The sequence below is a fragment of the Pseudoalteromonas sp. GB43 genome, from assembly GCF_054923805.1.
The window spans coordinates 3,531,101-3,544,341 of sequence record NZ_JBPCHJ010000001.1; the positions used below are offsets into that span (position 1 = coordinate 3,531,101).

The following is a 13,241-nucleotide window of genomic DNA, read 5'->3' on the forward strand; positions in this document are numbered from 1 at the left end:
AGTTGTTTATGTCACTTTATGTAAAACATCCCCGTTATGGGTGTAAGCCGATTCGTTCTGGATACCAATACTCTGTAACAGAAATAAAAAATTCTTATTGGCGATATAAACACGTTAAGTTTCTCGTTGGGACAGCTATACCTGCTAATACAGAGAAACAGAATTATGGGGTTTATCCGAGGGAAAAATACATTGATATAGAAGAGTTGTGTGAGGTATGTAATAGACCTTTTATTTTCTTTGCCTTGGAGCAAAAGTATTGGTTTGAGGTACTCAGATTTTATATTGATGCGCACTGCACAAAGTGTATTGATTGCCGTAAAAATGAACAAAAAATAAAGAGGTTACAAAAGTCTTATTGTGATTTAGTTACAAATAAAAACAGGACTTCAAAACAAAATGAAACATTAAAAAAATTATTTGTAGAGTTAAATAGGCTGGGAATAATCAAACATAAAAATAACCCTAGTTTTTGAGATAAACTTTAACAATCAATTACGGAAACATTGCTACCTGGTAGATTAGACTTACGCTTAATATGGCAATTATAGGGATTTAGTTACAGAGTCTAGGGATGATATTTAACTATTCTTACAATATAAAAGCCCAGCTTAACTGGGCTTTGCACTCTCACAATTTAATGCTTTTTCATTTTACTCATTTCAGCATGACAACTTTGAATCGTCAGCAGGGTTTTTGATAACGCGGCTTCACAATCATGGGGTTGTGGCTTTTTAAGCGCATGTTTGATTTCGGCTAGCGTTTTATCTTCAACTTCTTCAAGCTCGCTAACGTAGGTAGCGTTTTTGTCGGCACCGAGTTTGGTGATTACTGATGTATAAGCTTTACGCGCTTCTACAGCAAAATCAGAGCCATTTTCGCGCTCGCCATTTTCGTTAATAGCATAAGGTTGTAAGCGCTCAACACTTACTTTACGCGCATCTATCATGCGTTGAAATAAGGCAATTATGCTTGGGTCGGTTACTTTTTCCTGTGCTTTTTCATAAAAATCGATACCGCTATTCATAACTTGGATGATATCTGCAATATGATGAACGTCTTGTCCTTGATGAGTATTCATAATGACCTCTTTTTGAATATTAAAAACAATGCAATTAGATACTTGCAAAGCATATTCCAGTTCATTACTTAAATATAAAGTTATTGTATTTCAAGTGGTTATTGGCTTTTCGCGGGAGGAGGATTACTGATAAGCTAAGCTAACACTTTGCTTATCAGCAATAATTACAATTTGGTTGGTAAAATCTTACTTAAGCTCGTCGGCTACTTCTGCAACCTTTTGGCGTAACCAAATATGGCTTGCATCACGGTGTAATAGCGGGCTCCAAATCATATCGAGCTCAAATGGCGGAATAGGGAATGGCGGCTCAAGAATTTTAAGGCCCGGATCATCTAAATAAATATTTGCGGCTTTTGATGGTAAAGTCGCAACCAAGTTTTGTTCTTTCGCTAAGTGAATAGCTACATGGTAGTTACGGGTAAAGGTGGCAATATTACGGTGTTTACCAAAGTGAGCGAGCGCCTCATCAACCCAACCTAGCTTTTGCACATCTTTAGGGTCCATACCAACACCGACACCAAAGCCTGTTTTACTTACCCAGATATGGCGGGCTTTTAAATAGCTGTCGAGGCTGAAGTCTTTGATAATCGGGTTATCTGCTTTTACTAAGCAGCAAAAGCTGTCTTTCCAAATTTGTTTGTAGTGAAACGATTGCGGTAAGTTTTCAAAGCGGTTGATAGCCATATCTACCTTACCGTTTTCAACGTCGTGGAAGGTTACATCACTTGGGGTCAAAATATCGAGTGTTGTATCGGGCGCTTCTTCGTGTAATTTACTTAATAAGCGAGGAGCAAGGGTACTTGCTGCATAGTCACTGGCCATGATACGAAAAACACGTTTACTTTGTGATGCTTCAAACTCGCGATTTGGGGCAAGTGTTTCTTCAAGGGTCATTAAAATGCCGCGGATCACCGGCTGTAGCTCTTTTGCGCGCTCTGTAGGTACCATACCTTCGCTGGTACGCACTAAAATAGGGTCGTTAAATAAATTACGGAGTCTTTTTAGGCCATTACTCATGGCAGGCTGCGTAATGCTTAGCTGGTTAGCAGCTTTAGTTACATTACACTCCCTTAGTAAAGTATCTAGGTAAACAAGTAAGTTTAAATCTATTTTACTTATATTCATTGTGTGTCCTTGGTGTTTACCAATAATGGATAAATCGTTGTGCAGCAGGGTATGGATAAATGTGGCTAACTACACCTTGCTTATAATTGTATTGTGCTTGTCGCCAATAGGCTGGATCTTCAAGCTCTGGGTGTGTACTCAATAAATATTGCTTATACACCGGGTTTGCTGTCACAAAGGTACATAATTGCTCTGGAAACACATCTTGTGGTGCCACAGAGTAACTTTGCTCATTGGTTAAGTAATCATCGTACGACTTTGCTTTTGGTAAGGCCCGAAAGTTCATGTCTGTTAGGTACTGAACTTCATCATAGTCGTAAAAAATAATGCGATTATGTTTACTTACCCCAAAGTTTTTCAACAGCATGTCGCCTGGGAAAATATTTACGGCGATCATTTCTTTTAAAGCTTGGCCATATTCTTCTATTGCTTCAAACGCTTGTTGTTCACTGGCATTTTCAAGATACAGATTTAACGGTGTCATGCGTCTTTCAATATACAAATGCTTGATGATTAACCATTCGCCTTCAATAACCATCGAAGAACCAATGGTTTTATGTAACTCTGCAAGTAATTTACTATCAAATCGGGCTAGTGGAAATACGACGTTCGAATACTCTATGGTATCGGCCATGCGGCCAACACGGTCATGACTTTTTACTAATTGGTAGCGTTTTAATACGGTATCGCGGCCAAAGGGTTTGCTTTCTCCAAAGGTGTCTTTAATGACTTTAAACACATATCCAAACGACGGCAGGGTAAATACCATCATCACCATACCCGGTGTTCCAGGGGCAATTACAAGCTGATCGTTTGAATGATCTAAATGACTTAAAAACTCTCGGTAAAACTCGGTCTTACCTTGTTTATGAAAACCTATTGCATTGTAAAGCTCTGCCAGGGTCTTGTTTGGCATAAGTTGATTTAAAAAGCGTACTAACGCAGATGGCGCGTGGGTTTCCACCATAAAATAAGCACGGGCAAAACCAAAGATAACCCGCATTTGCGATGATTTGGTGAGTAGGGCATCGAGGTATAACCCTTTGTCTTCATGGTGTAACACCGCAATAATAAATGGCTGTACGCCACTTTCTGATACCACACGACCAACAATATAAGCCGCTTTGTTTCGGTAAAACGGGGCTTGCAGTATATCAAAGCGCATTTGCCATGCTTGGTGATGTGTATCGGGCGCTTGTTTATAAAAGGCTTTTACCAGCAAGCGAATATCGCGTTCTAAATCAACAAAGGGCGCTTTAAAATCAAACTGATTAATAATTTTGCGTATCGTGGGTCTTAAGCCATCAACAACAGGGTGGTAACTGCGGTATTCAACCTCCATTGGTAGTGCAGGGGCATCCGCAAGCGTCGCTTTTACAAAGATAAAGTCATTATTAAAATAACGACGATGAAATAAACGACAAAAAACAGAGTTGTAAAAGGTTTCGGCAAGTTCTGCCTGAGGGTGAAAGCGCAAAAATTGCTGATAAAGCTGTTTGGTTTCGAGCCAGCAGGTTTGATCTAAGGTAATAATTTGCTGTTCGTTGAGCGACTTGAGCTTAGCAATGGTTTCGTTAACCCGATCATCGTAATGGCTAATTCTGAGTTTGCTAATCTCATTTATTTTTTGCCAATCACGATGTGCAAACGCAAGTGGTGCTTTGGCGGTGATTGCTTGAAAGAGTTTATAGTGATTGCGAAACCCAGATAAAATTAACTCTGCAATGTGTTGTGGCTGCATATAAACTCCTTACTAATACCAACATAGAGCAATAACTCTATTGGTGTTAAGAATATGTTATTTATTCTTCAAACCCAATAGTAAAGTGTATTTAATTATAGCGAGCGAGTTTTTTCTCAAGTTTTGCGAGTTTTTTATTAACGCTTTTTACGTCGCGCCCGTATTGCTTGTTAATTGCTTTTAGCTGTTTTTTAATGTCTTTATTAATTTGCTTCGCTTCTTTATCAGACAAAATTCGGTTTAAGCGCTGCTCTTGCTGGTACTGAGCTCGGTCTCGATCACGGCTTAAAATATCTAAACGGTGCTTATAGCTGCGAATTTCAGCTTCGAGGTTTCTGATAATTTGCTGGCGCTCAAGCTCGTTGAGCTCTTTAACAAAGTTTTGCGGTGCTTGTAAGTCTGGATCGGTTACTTGAATTTTATGCTTGGTTGCACGGCTACCACAGGGGAACTCACTGAATACCGTGCCTCTGTCTGTGACACATTTATAGTATTCTGTGGTGGCAGCAAGTGATGTGTTGGTAAAACAAAGTAGTGTAATTGATATTAGATAAATGATTATGGCTTTCATGACGTCCGTGTCTCCTAATCAATTAAGGTGTCTAATATCTAAAGCTAGCTTGAAATAATGATTTATCAATAAGCGCTAGGGCGTATATCGCTTCAGCTTTTTAATGCTTTGCACTAAGAATGGAATATCGAGCCCTTGTTCAATGGCAAAGCCTTGTGCTGCTGAAATGTTTTTAAAATTACCGTCTGAATCAATCAGGGTAATTCTGTCTTTCTTGAATGCGATAAATACATTTTGCGAGTAATTAACACCCGTGTCGTCATGGCGCTTGTATAAGTTACTGCCTAACATGCTTTGTTTAGCTAGGGTTTTGCAACCTAAATAATGGCCTACGCTGGTGGCGATAATATCACTTGGTTGAATAAGGCCTTCGGTTTGTACAACTTTTTTATCTGAGCTGTATAAGCGAGAGGCTGTAACAATACCATTGCTCTGCTGTGCAAGACTAAAGGCAAACACGGCATTAGCAGATTCACGCGCTTGTGTTGTAGCGTCTGCGCGTACAAGGCGAACCGCTGGGTTTTGGTCGTCGTTATTAATAAACTCGAATTGCTCAAAACCATTAATTTGAATTGAGCGATTATCAGCAAGCCACACAGGCAGTTGCTGTTTGTCTAGAATAGGGGCTTTGTAAAATGCTGGCAGGCCATACACTAAACTAAATAACGTATCTTCTGTTTCTACAGGTTGTAAGAACAAGTCTGTTTTACGTAGTGCTGGCTCAGTGGCAACAAATTGCTCAAGGTCAGCATTATTTTCAAATACTAAAATATCGATAGTCGCACTCGACTCAGCTTTACACTCGGCAAGTGGAGTAGGTGCTAAGTAATCGATATTATGTGGGTCAAGCCTCACATCGTGCGCTTCTTTGTAGCTTTCTAAATCAAGCAAATCGTTTTTAGCTAATAAGCTTTTTGCTGTAGTAGGGTAAGACAACGGCAATACATTATCTTGTTTAGTGATATCAAATTTTAAATTGGCATCTGCCCAAATATGAATACTGTGGCTAAGTGCAAAGCACACTAAAATAGTGCTGGTTGCATAGCGCGGGAACTTATATTGCTTTAAACGCGCTAGGTGGTGCCAAGTGTAGTTACTGACTAATAACTGGAACGCTAAAATTAGCAGCACAATACCGCCCGCAAGAATCGTTGTTAATGCCGGTGAGTTTGTTAAGCGGTGCCACAACAATGAAACGATTTCAGGTAGCGCAGACGTGTTTAAGTGATAACCCAAGTTAAAATAAACATAGGCATCAAGCGTTAAGAATGACGCGCCGAGGGTTGCAATAATGGCTGCCATCCCTCGGATATGCCGAGGGTATGGAAACACTAAACTTAATGGAAATATCGTTAAAACAAAGGCAATAAAAGTAATAAAGCTGGTGTGGCTTAACCAGGTCACGAGCATATATACATAACCCATGAAGGTAGTCGGTGCACTGTCTGCAACTAAGTAGCTTAAGCTAATAAATAGCACTAACCCTATGTTTGCAAAGGTGAACCAATGATTCCAACTTAAAAGCTGACTTACTTTTGAAGAAAACTGACTTTGTTGCGATAAATTCATAAATCTTATTTAACCGACTGTGCTAATGCTTTTGCAAAGTTGTCGGCAACAGCTTGTCTTTTCTCTGATGGTACATGCTCTTTTAAAATATGCGTGATAGAATTTCCTAAACACATAAGGCTTAAATCAACAGGCGCTTTGTGCTCTGTTAGTACATCAATCAGCTGATCAACGATTTGTTCTACTTGGTCATTAGAATATTTTGATATGATAGGCATCAGTTGGTTCGATAAAAAGAGTTATATTCCCGTATTTTAACACCAGAGGCGTGAAAAACAAAGATGACAATAGATGTTAAAAAATTAGTCGTTCATTATGTAGACAAAAAAGATGACGATACAGATATTCATTTACGCAATGATGAGATGGTTGTTAACGATAAAGTAGCCGTTTTTATAGAGCAGCTACACCATGCATATAATGGTAAGCCTGGTAAAGGCTACTGTGCATTCAGCGGCGAGAAAAACAGCATTGTTGCTTCGGCAATGCAAAGTTACCGTAACGACGAACTTGGCTTTTGGCACATGACAGAGCAAGCAACGAATGTGCTAAAAGAAGAGTTAAATAAGTATGCCTTTAACGAAACGGGTTATTTAGTTTTTTGCCATTATCAATATGTTGCAAGTGACTTCTTGTTAATTGCGATGATCAATATTAAAGAGCATTACTCAATTACTTCTGAGCTTGATTTAGCTTCATCTCGTCACTTAGATATTTCGCGTATGCAACTAGCTGCACGTGTCGATTTAACTGCGTGGGATACACAACCAGAAGATAATCGCTATGTGTCGTTTATTAAAGGTCGTGCAGGTCGTAAAGTAGCTGATTTCTTTTTAGACTTTTTAGGCTGCGAAGAGGGCATTGATCCTAAACAGCAAAGCCAAGTTATGCTTAGTGCTGTAGAAGATTATTTATCTGAGCAACAATACGACAAGTCAGAAAAAGATGAGCTACGTAAGCAAGTTTTTGATTACTGTAATGATTGCGTAACCACAGGTGAAGATGCCAGCGTTAAAGAGCTTTCTGCAACCTTATCGAAAAATGACGACAGTCCATTTGAAAGCTTCTGCCAAGAGCAAAGTTATGACTTAGAAGAGTCGTTCCCTGTTGATAAGAAAACGGTTACCAGCATGGTGAAGTTCTCTGGCATGGGCGGCGGTGTTAGCGTGAGCTTTGAACGTAAACACTTAGGTGAGCGCGTCATGTATAACGAAGCAACCGATACACTGGTGATTAAAGGTATTCCACCTAATCTTAAAGACCAGCTTCAGCGCTTTATGGAGCAAGACGAAAGTTAATTTGGCTCAAGCTTAAAGCTCTAAGTTTTAAGCGATAAGATTATAAATACTCGTTTTATAGCCCAGCACTTGCTGGGCTTTTTTATTTATAAGCAATTGTGCAAGGTGAATTTAACTAATATCAATGAGGTTGCTATTGCTATATCGCTTAGTTTTAATACACTCAAGGTACACATTTCCCCGATGGCTAAGGAGAGTCATAAATGAAACTTGCCCAACTAAATATTGCTCTTGCTAAATATCCATTGGATGCCCCTGAAATAAAAGATTTTGTTGATAATCTCGATTTAATTAATGGCGTTGCTGAAAACAGTGTTGGTTTTGTATGGCGATTAAAAGACGAATCAGGCGATGCCACCAATATTAAATTGTTTGATGATCCGAATATGATAATCAATATGTCTGTGTGGGAAAGCGTTGAAGATCTCAAAAACTTTATGTTTCGCACCCACCACAGAGATTTCATGCGCAGAAAAGGTGAATGGTTTCACCGCTTAGCAGAGGATAGCTATGTTTTATGGTGGATTGAAGGTAACCATATTCCAACCCCTCAAGAGGCATTAGAAAGGTTGCAATATCTTCGTGAAAATGGCGACACTCCCCATGCTTTTACATTTAAAAGTAATTTTACGGCTGAAGATCTAAGAGGTTAGATGGCTATTTCATTTAATACACCGAGACTAAACGTCATTGAAATAGACTCTAATGCAGCAAAGTCAGAGCAAACTGCTTTAGTTAACGCTTTACCAGCGATTTTAACTCCCGCTGTAGTTGCAAATTTACCGGGTTATTTTCAAGGAATTGATTCTATAGCTGCTGCCGAAAAGTGGTTGGCTAACATGCTTAATGAATGCTTCTTATTAATGGTGCAATCTCAACATCAAGAAATTGTTGGGCTTTTATTTATCTATACCGAAAACCATGATGCTCATATCGGTTATTTGTTAGCTGAGCAGTACTGGGGGCAGGGCCTTGCATTTGAATTATTGCAGGGATTTATAAACCTCGCTGGTACTCAGTCACAATGGCATAAGCTCATTGCTGGTGTTGATGAATCAAATACACCATCAATTAAGCTTTTAAAAAAGTTGGCTTTTGAAGAGCAAGCATCTAAGGAAAATGGCATGTTGTTTTATGAATTTAACTTAAACCAAGGCATACAATAATGACAATAACCGCATTTTTAGTTAACTCGTTTAGTGCAAATAATACAGGCGGCAACCCTGCAGGTGTTGTGTTGAATGCAGATAAACTCACCAGCGCAGAAAAACTGACAATTGCAAAAGAAATTGGCTTTTCAGAAACCGCATTTGTGGCGCAAGATCATGAAGTTGACTTTGCTGTGTCATTTTTTACGACAACTGAAGAAGTTGATTTTTGTGGCCACGCAACCCTAGCTGTGTTTGCTACGCTCTTCGAACAAGGGTTATTAAAACCTGGCTATTACACTCAACGAACAAAAGCGGGCTTGTTAGGTGTAACAATTGCCGAAGATGGGCAAATTACCATGGAGCAAGCCTTGCCAAAATACCTAGGCAACTTTGCTTATGACGACCTTGCAGGCTTATTAGGGCTTGATGAAACGACTCTTGCAGAAACTGGCTTGCCGATCGATGTAATAACTACAGGATTGCCGGATATTATAGTCGCTGTGCCGAATGGCTACTTAGATAAAATTGTTATTGATGAGGCAGCGCTTAGCGAGTTCTGCCAACAGCATAATGTGATTGGTGTGCATGCCTTTGAATTATGTGAAGAGCAAAGTGAGCTGACCGCAAGTTGTCGTAACTTTGCGCCTTTGGTTGGTATACCTGAAGAGTCAGCAACCGGTAGCGCCAGTGGCGCGCTTGCATGCTACTTATCAAAACACGTATTTGTACAGCAAGAAAACCATTTCAAGTTTGAACAAGGCCGAGCAATGGGGTGCAGTTCACATATTTCTGCCAGTGTTTATTCGGATGAGCAGGGGGTTTATAAGGTTCTTGTAGGTGGCTATGCAAATCACCTAGGTATACAAAATATTGCTTTATAAGAAGAATACATACAAAAAAGCCGCGTTATAAACGCGGCTTTTTTACTTAAGCGACTAAATTAATCAGCCGCTAAGGTTTTTGCCATATCAGCACGGGCTCTGCCAGCAGGTTTAATTGAACCTGCACGAAGGCCGCTATCTGGAATAGCTGTACGCTTGTCATGCGCCATAGCCGCTGGTGTTGGCTCTGGCTCACTATCTGCAACTGGCGTAGGTTTTGCCATTGCAGCACTTGCTGAACCTTTTACTAAAATAGTTTTTTCATTTTTAGCAGGTTCTACAGCTTTCACTGACTCTTCAGCTTGTGCTGGCTCTTCAGCTTTTACTGGCTCTTCAGCTTGTACTGGCTCTTCAGTTTTAACTGGTTCTTCAGCTTTCACTGGTTCTTCAGCTTGCACTGGTTCTTCAGCTTTAACAGGTTCTTCAGCTTTAACTGGCTCTTCAGCTTTCACTGGTTCTTCAGTTTTAACTGGCTCTTCAGCTTGCGCAGGTTTTTCAGTTTTAACTGGCTCTTCAGCTTTCACTGGTTCTTCAGTTTTAACTGGCTCTTCAGCTTTAACTGGTTCTTCAGCTTTAACTGGTTCTTCAGTTTTCACTGGTTCTTCAGCTTTCACTGGTTCTTCAGCTTTAACTGGTTCTTCAGTTTTAACTGGTTCTTCAGTTTTAACTGGTTCTTCAGTTTTAACAGGCTCTTCAGCTTTTACAGGTTCTTCAGCTTTTACAGGTTCTTCAGTTTCAGCCTGAGCCTGTTTTGCCTTTAGCTCAGCTTCATATTCAGCAGCAGCTTGATCTGCTACAGGAATAAATGCTGGCGCATCAGCTTTGTCATCACTCGACTTTTCATCATGCTCAGGGCGACGGCGACGTTGACCAGCAGCACGTAAGTGGCGAGGTGAACGACGAGATCGTGTACGAGGTTGAGCTTGTTCTTCATCAGTTGATGTTTCAACTACCGATTCAGTTTGCTCTGCTTGTTTAGGTTCAGCGTCAGCTTTTACTGGTTCTGCAGGTACTTGCTTTTCAGCAACAGGCTGTTCTGCTTGTTCAGTTTCAACTGCTACTTTTTCTTTTGCAGGCTTAGCTGGTTTTTCAGCTTTAGGTGCTTGCTCAGTTGTTTCAGTAGTTTGTACTGCTTTTGCTTCATCTGCGCTTTCATCTGTTACGCGAACTTTTTTGCGTAAGTTGCGACGTTGACGACGAACCTTAGGTTTAGTTTCCTTTGCTTGCTCAGATTTCGCCTCTGGTGCAGTGTCTTTATTCGTTTGTTCTACATCATCATTACGTTTTTCATTACGTTTTCTGTTGTTAGAATTACGACGACGTTTGTTGCGATTCTCGTTACCTTCTTTTTGCTCAGGCTTATTTGAAGTATTTGTGTTTTCTTCTTTAGCTTGTGCATCGTCAGGGCGTTTATTACGAGAGTTGCGACGGCGTTGGTTGTTGCTACGACGACGGTTGTCGTTGTTGCGACGATTATTGCTACGTCTTTGTGCTGCTTTTTTCTCTTCTTGCTCTTTTTCAGCTTCTTCTTCGGCATTGCTGAATAACGACTTGAAGAACTTACCAATTGCAGCAAATAATCCACCTTCAGACTTTTTAGCCGCAGGAGTCGTTTGCTCAGCTTTTGGTGCAGCTTGAGGTGCAGGTGTAGTAGGCATAACAACACCTTTAAGAACCGGCTCTTCACGAACTGGTGCTGAAGGCGCTTTAGCCATTTCAAATGCTTCTGGCTCAGGAGCAACAACTTGCTCGTAGCTTACTGTTTCGATTGTTTCGTCTTTACGTAAGCGAACTACTTCGTAATGTGGTGTTTCCATGTGTTGATTAGGAATGATCACAACATCAACGTTATGGCGTTTTTCGATGCGTTGAACACTACGACGTTTTTCGTTTAATAGGTAAGCGGCAACAGCCACAGGCACCTGTGCATTTACTTGTGATGTGTTGTCTTTAATTGCTTCTTCTTCGATTAAACGAAGGATAGACAAAGCAATTGATTCGTTAGAACGAATCGTACCTTGACCATTACAACGAGGACATGGACCTTGGCTTGCTTCACCTAATGAAGGGCGTAAGCGCTGACGCGACATTTCAAGCAGACCAAAGCGTGAGATCTTACCAATCTGTACACGGGCACGGTCAGGACGAGCAGCGTCTTTTAAACGATTCTCTACTTCGCGTTGGTGGCGTGGTGGTGTCATATCGATGAAGTCGATAACAATAAGACCACCTAAGTCACGTAAACGTAATTGACGGGCAATCTCGTCTGCTGCTTCTAAGTTAGTATTAAGTGCTGTTTCTTCGATATCACCGCCTTTAGTGGCTTTAGATGAGTTGATATCGATAGACGTAAGTGCTTCAGTTGGGTCAATTACAATTGAACCACCTGATGGTAAGCGAACTTCACGTTGGAAAGCAGACTCAATTTGGCTTTCAATTTGGTAGTGGGTGAATAGTGGTACATCGCCCTGATAAAGCTTAACGCGGCTCATGAAATCTGGACGGAAACGCTCAATATGCGCTTTCGCTTCTTCAAATACACGTGCTTTATCAATTAAAATTTCACCAATATCACGACGTAAATAGTCACGGATTGCGCGGAAAATTACGTTACTTTCTTGGTGAATTAAGAACGGAGCCGGGCCGCTATCAGCAGCTTGCTGAATCGCTTGCCAATGCACTAATAGTGCTTTTAAGTCGTACTCTAGTTCTTCAAATGATTTACCAACACCTGCTGTACGAACAATTAAGCCCATGCCTTTAGGTAGTTCTAAACGGCTTAGTGCTTCTTTAAGTTCAGTACGCTCATCACCTTCGATACGGCGAGAAATACCACCGGCACGAGGGTTGTTAGGCATAAGTACTAAATAGCTACCTGCAACGCTGATAAAAGTCGTTAACGCAGCGCCTTTTTGGCCACGCTCTTCTTTATCAACTTGCACAATGACTTCTTGGCCTTCTTTGATCACGTCACGGATATTTGGACGACCTTGGAATGTATAGCCTTGTGGGAAGTAGGTGCGAGCTATTTCTTTAAGAGGAAGGAATCCGTGTCTTTCAGCGCCATAATCAACAAAGGCAGCTTCTAGTGACGGTTCGATACGGGTAATTTTACCCTTGTAAATATTTGCTTTTTTTTGTTCGTGACCTGGGCTCTCTATGTCTAAATCATACAGGCGCTGGCCATCAACCAGTGCAACGCGCATTTCTTCTTGCTGCGTCGCATTGATTAGCATACGTTTCATATTGTTACTCTACTAATTCTGTCGCTGACATGACGATATAAACTCGTCTGTTCAATGGTTTCTGACGGTTGTTTTTGTGCAGTCTCACGACTGGGTAAAGTCAAAACCTGAAGTTGTTTGCTTACATTGAGCATCACTAAGTGTGGCTGACAATAACATGTTGTCACGTTATTAAATTCTTATAGGTGTCAAAACTGCCGCCAATTCTGCGGTTTTAATTTACGAGTTTTGTCCCGAAGTCGACCATGTTCAAATTTTTATTCAATGTCTTGCTACAACAGCTGCTTCTGAATGACGTTGCTACGTCGTCACTATCAGTCAATTTATCTTGTTCAATTGCTTTTTATGTTCATTAATCAACATTCGTGCTCAAATTATTCAGGCAATATATTACGCGCATCGCCGATAATTGAACGCTCGTGTTGGCTGGGTAATTATAAAAGCTTTGGAAAACTTAGCGCGGATCTGTATGATCGGCAACCCAGAATATGCTTCACGAATGTATTAATGTGATAAAAGCACCGTTGTTACTTGCAAACTTTATGTTCGCGACGATGATTATCCCACTATTACAGTCGC

12 protein-coding genes are annotated in these 13,241 nt (G+C 40.5%); 5 read left to right on the top strand and 7 right to left on the bottom strand.

Features of this window, described 5'->3' with window-relative positions:
• Positions 1-8: 8 nt before the first annotated feature.
• A complete protein-coding gene (locus ACRWSG_RS16860) occupies positions 9-476 on the top strand; it encodes a zinc-ribbon domain containing protein (RefSeq protein WP_462166825.1) in 468 nt (155 codons plus the stop codon).
• A gap of 161 nt (positions 477-637) precedes the next feature.
• On the opposite strand, the gene ACRWSG_RS16865 is transcribed toward ACRWSG_RS16860, so the two are convergent.
• From ACRWSG_RS16865 to ACRWSG_RS16890, 6 genes are all read right to left on the bottom strand, one after another.
• Positions 638-1,081 (bottom strand): ferritin-like domain-containing protein, encoded by a 444-nt coding sequence (locus ACRWSG_RS16865; protein ID WP_058584881.1) that lies wholly within the window; start codon positions 1,079-1,081, stop codon positions 638-640.
• 186 nt (positions 1,082-1,267) lie between these two features.
• A complete protein-coding gene (locus tag ACRWSG_RS16870) occupies positions 1,268-2,206 on the bottom strand; it encodes a LysR family transcriptional regulator (RefSeq protein ID WP_054554698.1) in 939 nt (312 codons plus the stop codon).
• Between the two features lie 16 nt (positions 2,207-2,222).
• On the bottom strand, positions 2,223-3,947 hold the full coding sequence (aceK, locus tag ACRWSG_RS16875; protein ID WP_187490655.1) for a bifunctional isocitrate dehydrogenase kinase/phosphatase: 1,725 nt from the start codon (positions 3,945-3,947) through the stop codon (positions 2,223-2,225).
• Between the two features lie 91 nt (positions 3,948-4,038).
• The gene (locus ACRWSG_RS16880; protein ID WP_462166827.1) at positions 4,039-4,518 is read right to left on the bottom strand and encodes a DUF4124 domain-containing protein; all 480 of its coding nucleotides are present in this window, start codon (positions 4,516-4,518) and stop codon (positions 4,039-4,041) included.
• A 75-nt stretch (positions 4,519-4,593) separates the two neighbouring features.
• The gene (locus ACRWSG_RS16885) at positions 4,594-6,087 is read right to left on the bottom strand and encodes a DUF3413 domain-containing protein (RefSeq protein WP_462166828.1); all 1,494 of its coding nucleotides are present in this window, start codon (positions 6,085-6,087) and stop codon (positions 4,594-4,596) included.
• A 5-nt stretch (positions 6,088-6,092) separates the two neighbouring features.
• Complete coding sequence (locus ACRWSG_RS16890; RefSeq protein WP_054554702.1) at positions 6,093-6,305, bottom strand: YejL family protein; 213 nt, start codon at positions 6,303-6,305, stop codon at positions 6,093-6,095.
• Between the two features lie 63 nt (positions 6,306-6,368).
• Between ACRWSG_RS16890 and yejK the strand changes: the two genes are divergently transcribed.
• The 4 genes from yejK (at position 6,369) to ACRWSG_RS16910 (ending at position 9,417) form a co-directional block, all read left to right on the top strand.
• A complete protein-coding gene (gene yejK / locus ACRWSG_RS16895) occupies positions 6,369-7,385 on the top strand; it encodes a nucleoid-associated protein YejK (RefSeq protein WP_138618248.1) in 1,017 nt (338 codons plus the stop codon).
• A gap of 203 nt (positions 7,386-7,588) precedes the next feature.
• Positions 7,589-8,038 carry a DUF3291 domain-containing protein gene (locus tag ACRWSG_RS16900; RefSeq protein WP_166339292.1) on the top strand — a complete coding sequence of 150 codons (450 nt, stop codon included), beginning with the start codon at positions 7,589-7,591 and terminating at the stop codon, positions 8,036-8,038.
• A complete protein-coding gene (locus ACRWSG_RS16905; protein ID WP_462166830.1) occupies positions 8,039-8,551 on the top strand; it encodes a GNAT family N-acetyltransferase in 513 nt (170 codons plus the stop codon).
• A complete protein-coding gene (locus ACRWSG_RS16910; protein WP_462166831.1) occupies positions 8,551-9,417 on the top strand; it encodes a PhzF family phenazine biosynthesis protein in 867 nt (288 codons plus the stop codon). The genes ACRWSG_RS16905 and ACRWSG_RS16910 overlap by 1 nt, the downstream gene beginning before the upstream one ends.
• Positions 9,418-9,476: 59 nt before the next feature.
• Here the strand turns inward: ACRWSG_RS16910 and rne are convergent, their stop codons facing one another.
• Positions 9,477-12,662 (bottom strand): ribonuclease E, encoded by a 3,186-nt coding sequence (gene rne / locus ACRWSG_RS16915; RefSeq protein WP_462166832.1) that lies wholly within the window; start codon positions 12,660-12,662, stop codon positions 9,477-9,479.
• Positions 12,663-13,241: the final 579 nt, after the last annotated feature.

Excerpts from the sequence above, each read along its gene's own strand:
- ACRWSG_RS16860 (WP_462166825.1), top strand. The coding sequence starts at position 9 with ATGTCACTTTATGTAAAACATCCCCGTTATGGGTGTAAGCCGATTCGT.
- ACRWSG_RS16865 (WP_058584881.1), bottom strand. The coding sequence starts at position 1,081 with ATGAATACTCATCAAGGACAAGACGTTCATCATATTGCAGATATCATC.
- ACRWSG_RS16870 (WP_054554698.1), bottom strand. The coding sequence starts at position 2,206 with ATGAATATAAGTAAAATAGATTTAAACTTACTTGTTTACCTAGATACT.
- aceK (WP_187490655.1), bottom strand. The coding sequence starts at position 3,947 with ATGCAGCCACAACACATTGCAGAGTTAATTTTATCTGGGTTTCGCAAT.
- ACRWSG_RS16880 (WP_462166827.1), bottom strand. The coding sequence starts at position 4,518 with ATGAAAGCCATAATCATTTATCTAATATCAATTACACTACTTTGTTTT.
- ACRWSG_RS16885 (WP_462166828.1), bottom strand. The coding sequence starts at position 6,087 with ATGAATTTATCGCAACAAAGTCAGTTTTCTTCAAAAGTAAGTCAGCTT.
- ACRWSG_RS16890 (WP_054554702.1), bottom strand. The coding sequence starts at position 6,305 with ATGCCTATCATATCAAAATATTCTAATGACCAAGTAGAACAAATCGTT.
- yejK (WP_138618248.1), top strand. The coding sequence starts at position 6,369 with ATGACAATAGATGTTAAAAAATTAGTCGTTCATTATGTAGACAAAAAA.
- ACRWSG_RS16900 (WP_166339292.1), top strand. The coding sequence starts at position 7,589 with ATGAAACTTGCCCAACTAAATATTGCTCTTGCTAAATATCCATTGGAT.
- ACRWSG_RS16905 (WP_462166830.1), top strand. The coding sequence starts at position 8,039 with ATGGCTATTTCATTTAATACACCGAGACTAAACGTCATTGAAATAGAC.
- ACRWSG_RS16910 (WP_462166831.1), top strand. The coding sequence starts at position 8,551 with ATGACAATAACCGCATTTTTAGTTAACTCGTTTAGTGCAAATAATACA.
- rne (WP_462166832.1), bottom strand. The coding sequence starts at position 12,662 with ATGAAACGTATGCTAATCAATGCGACGCAGCAAGAAGAAATGCGCGTT.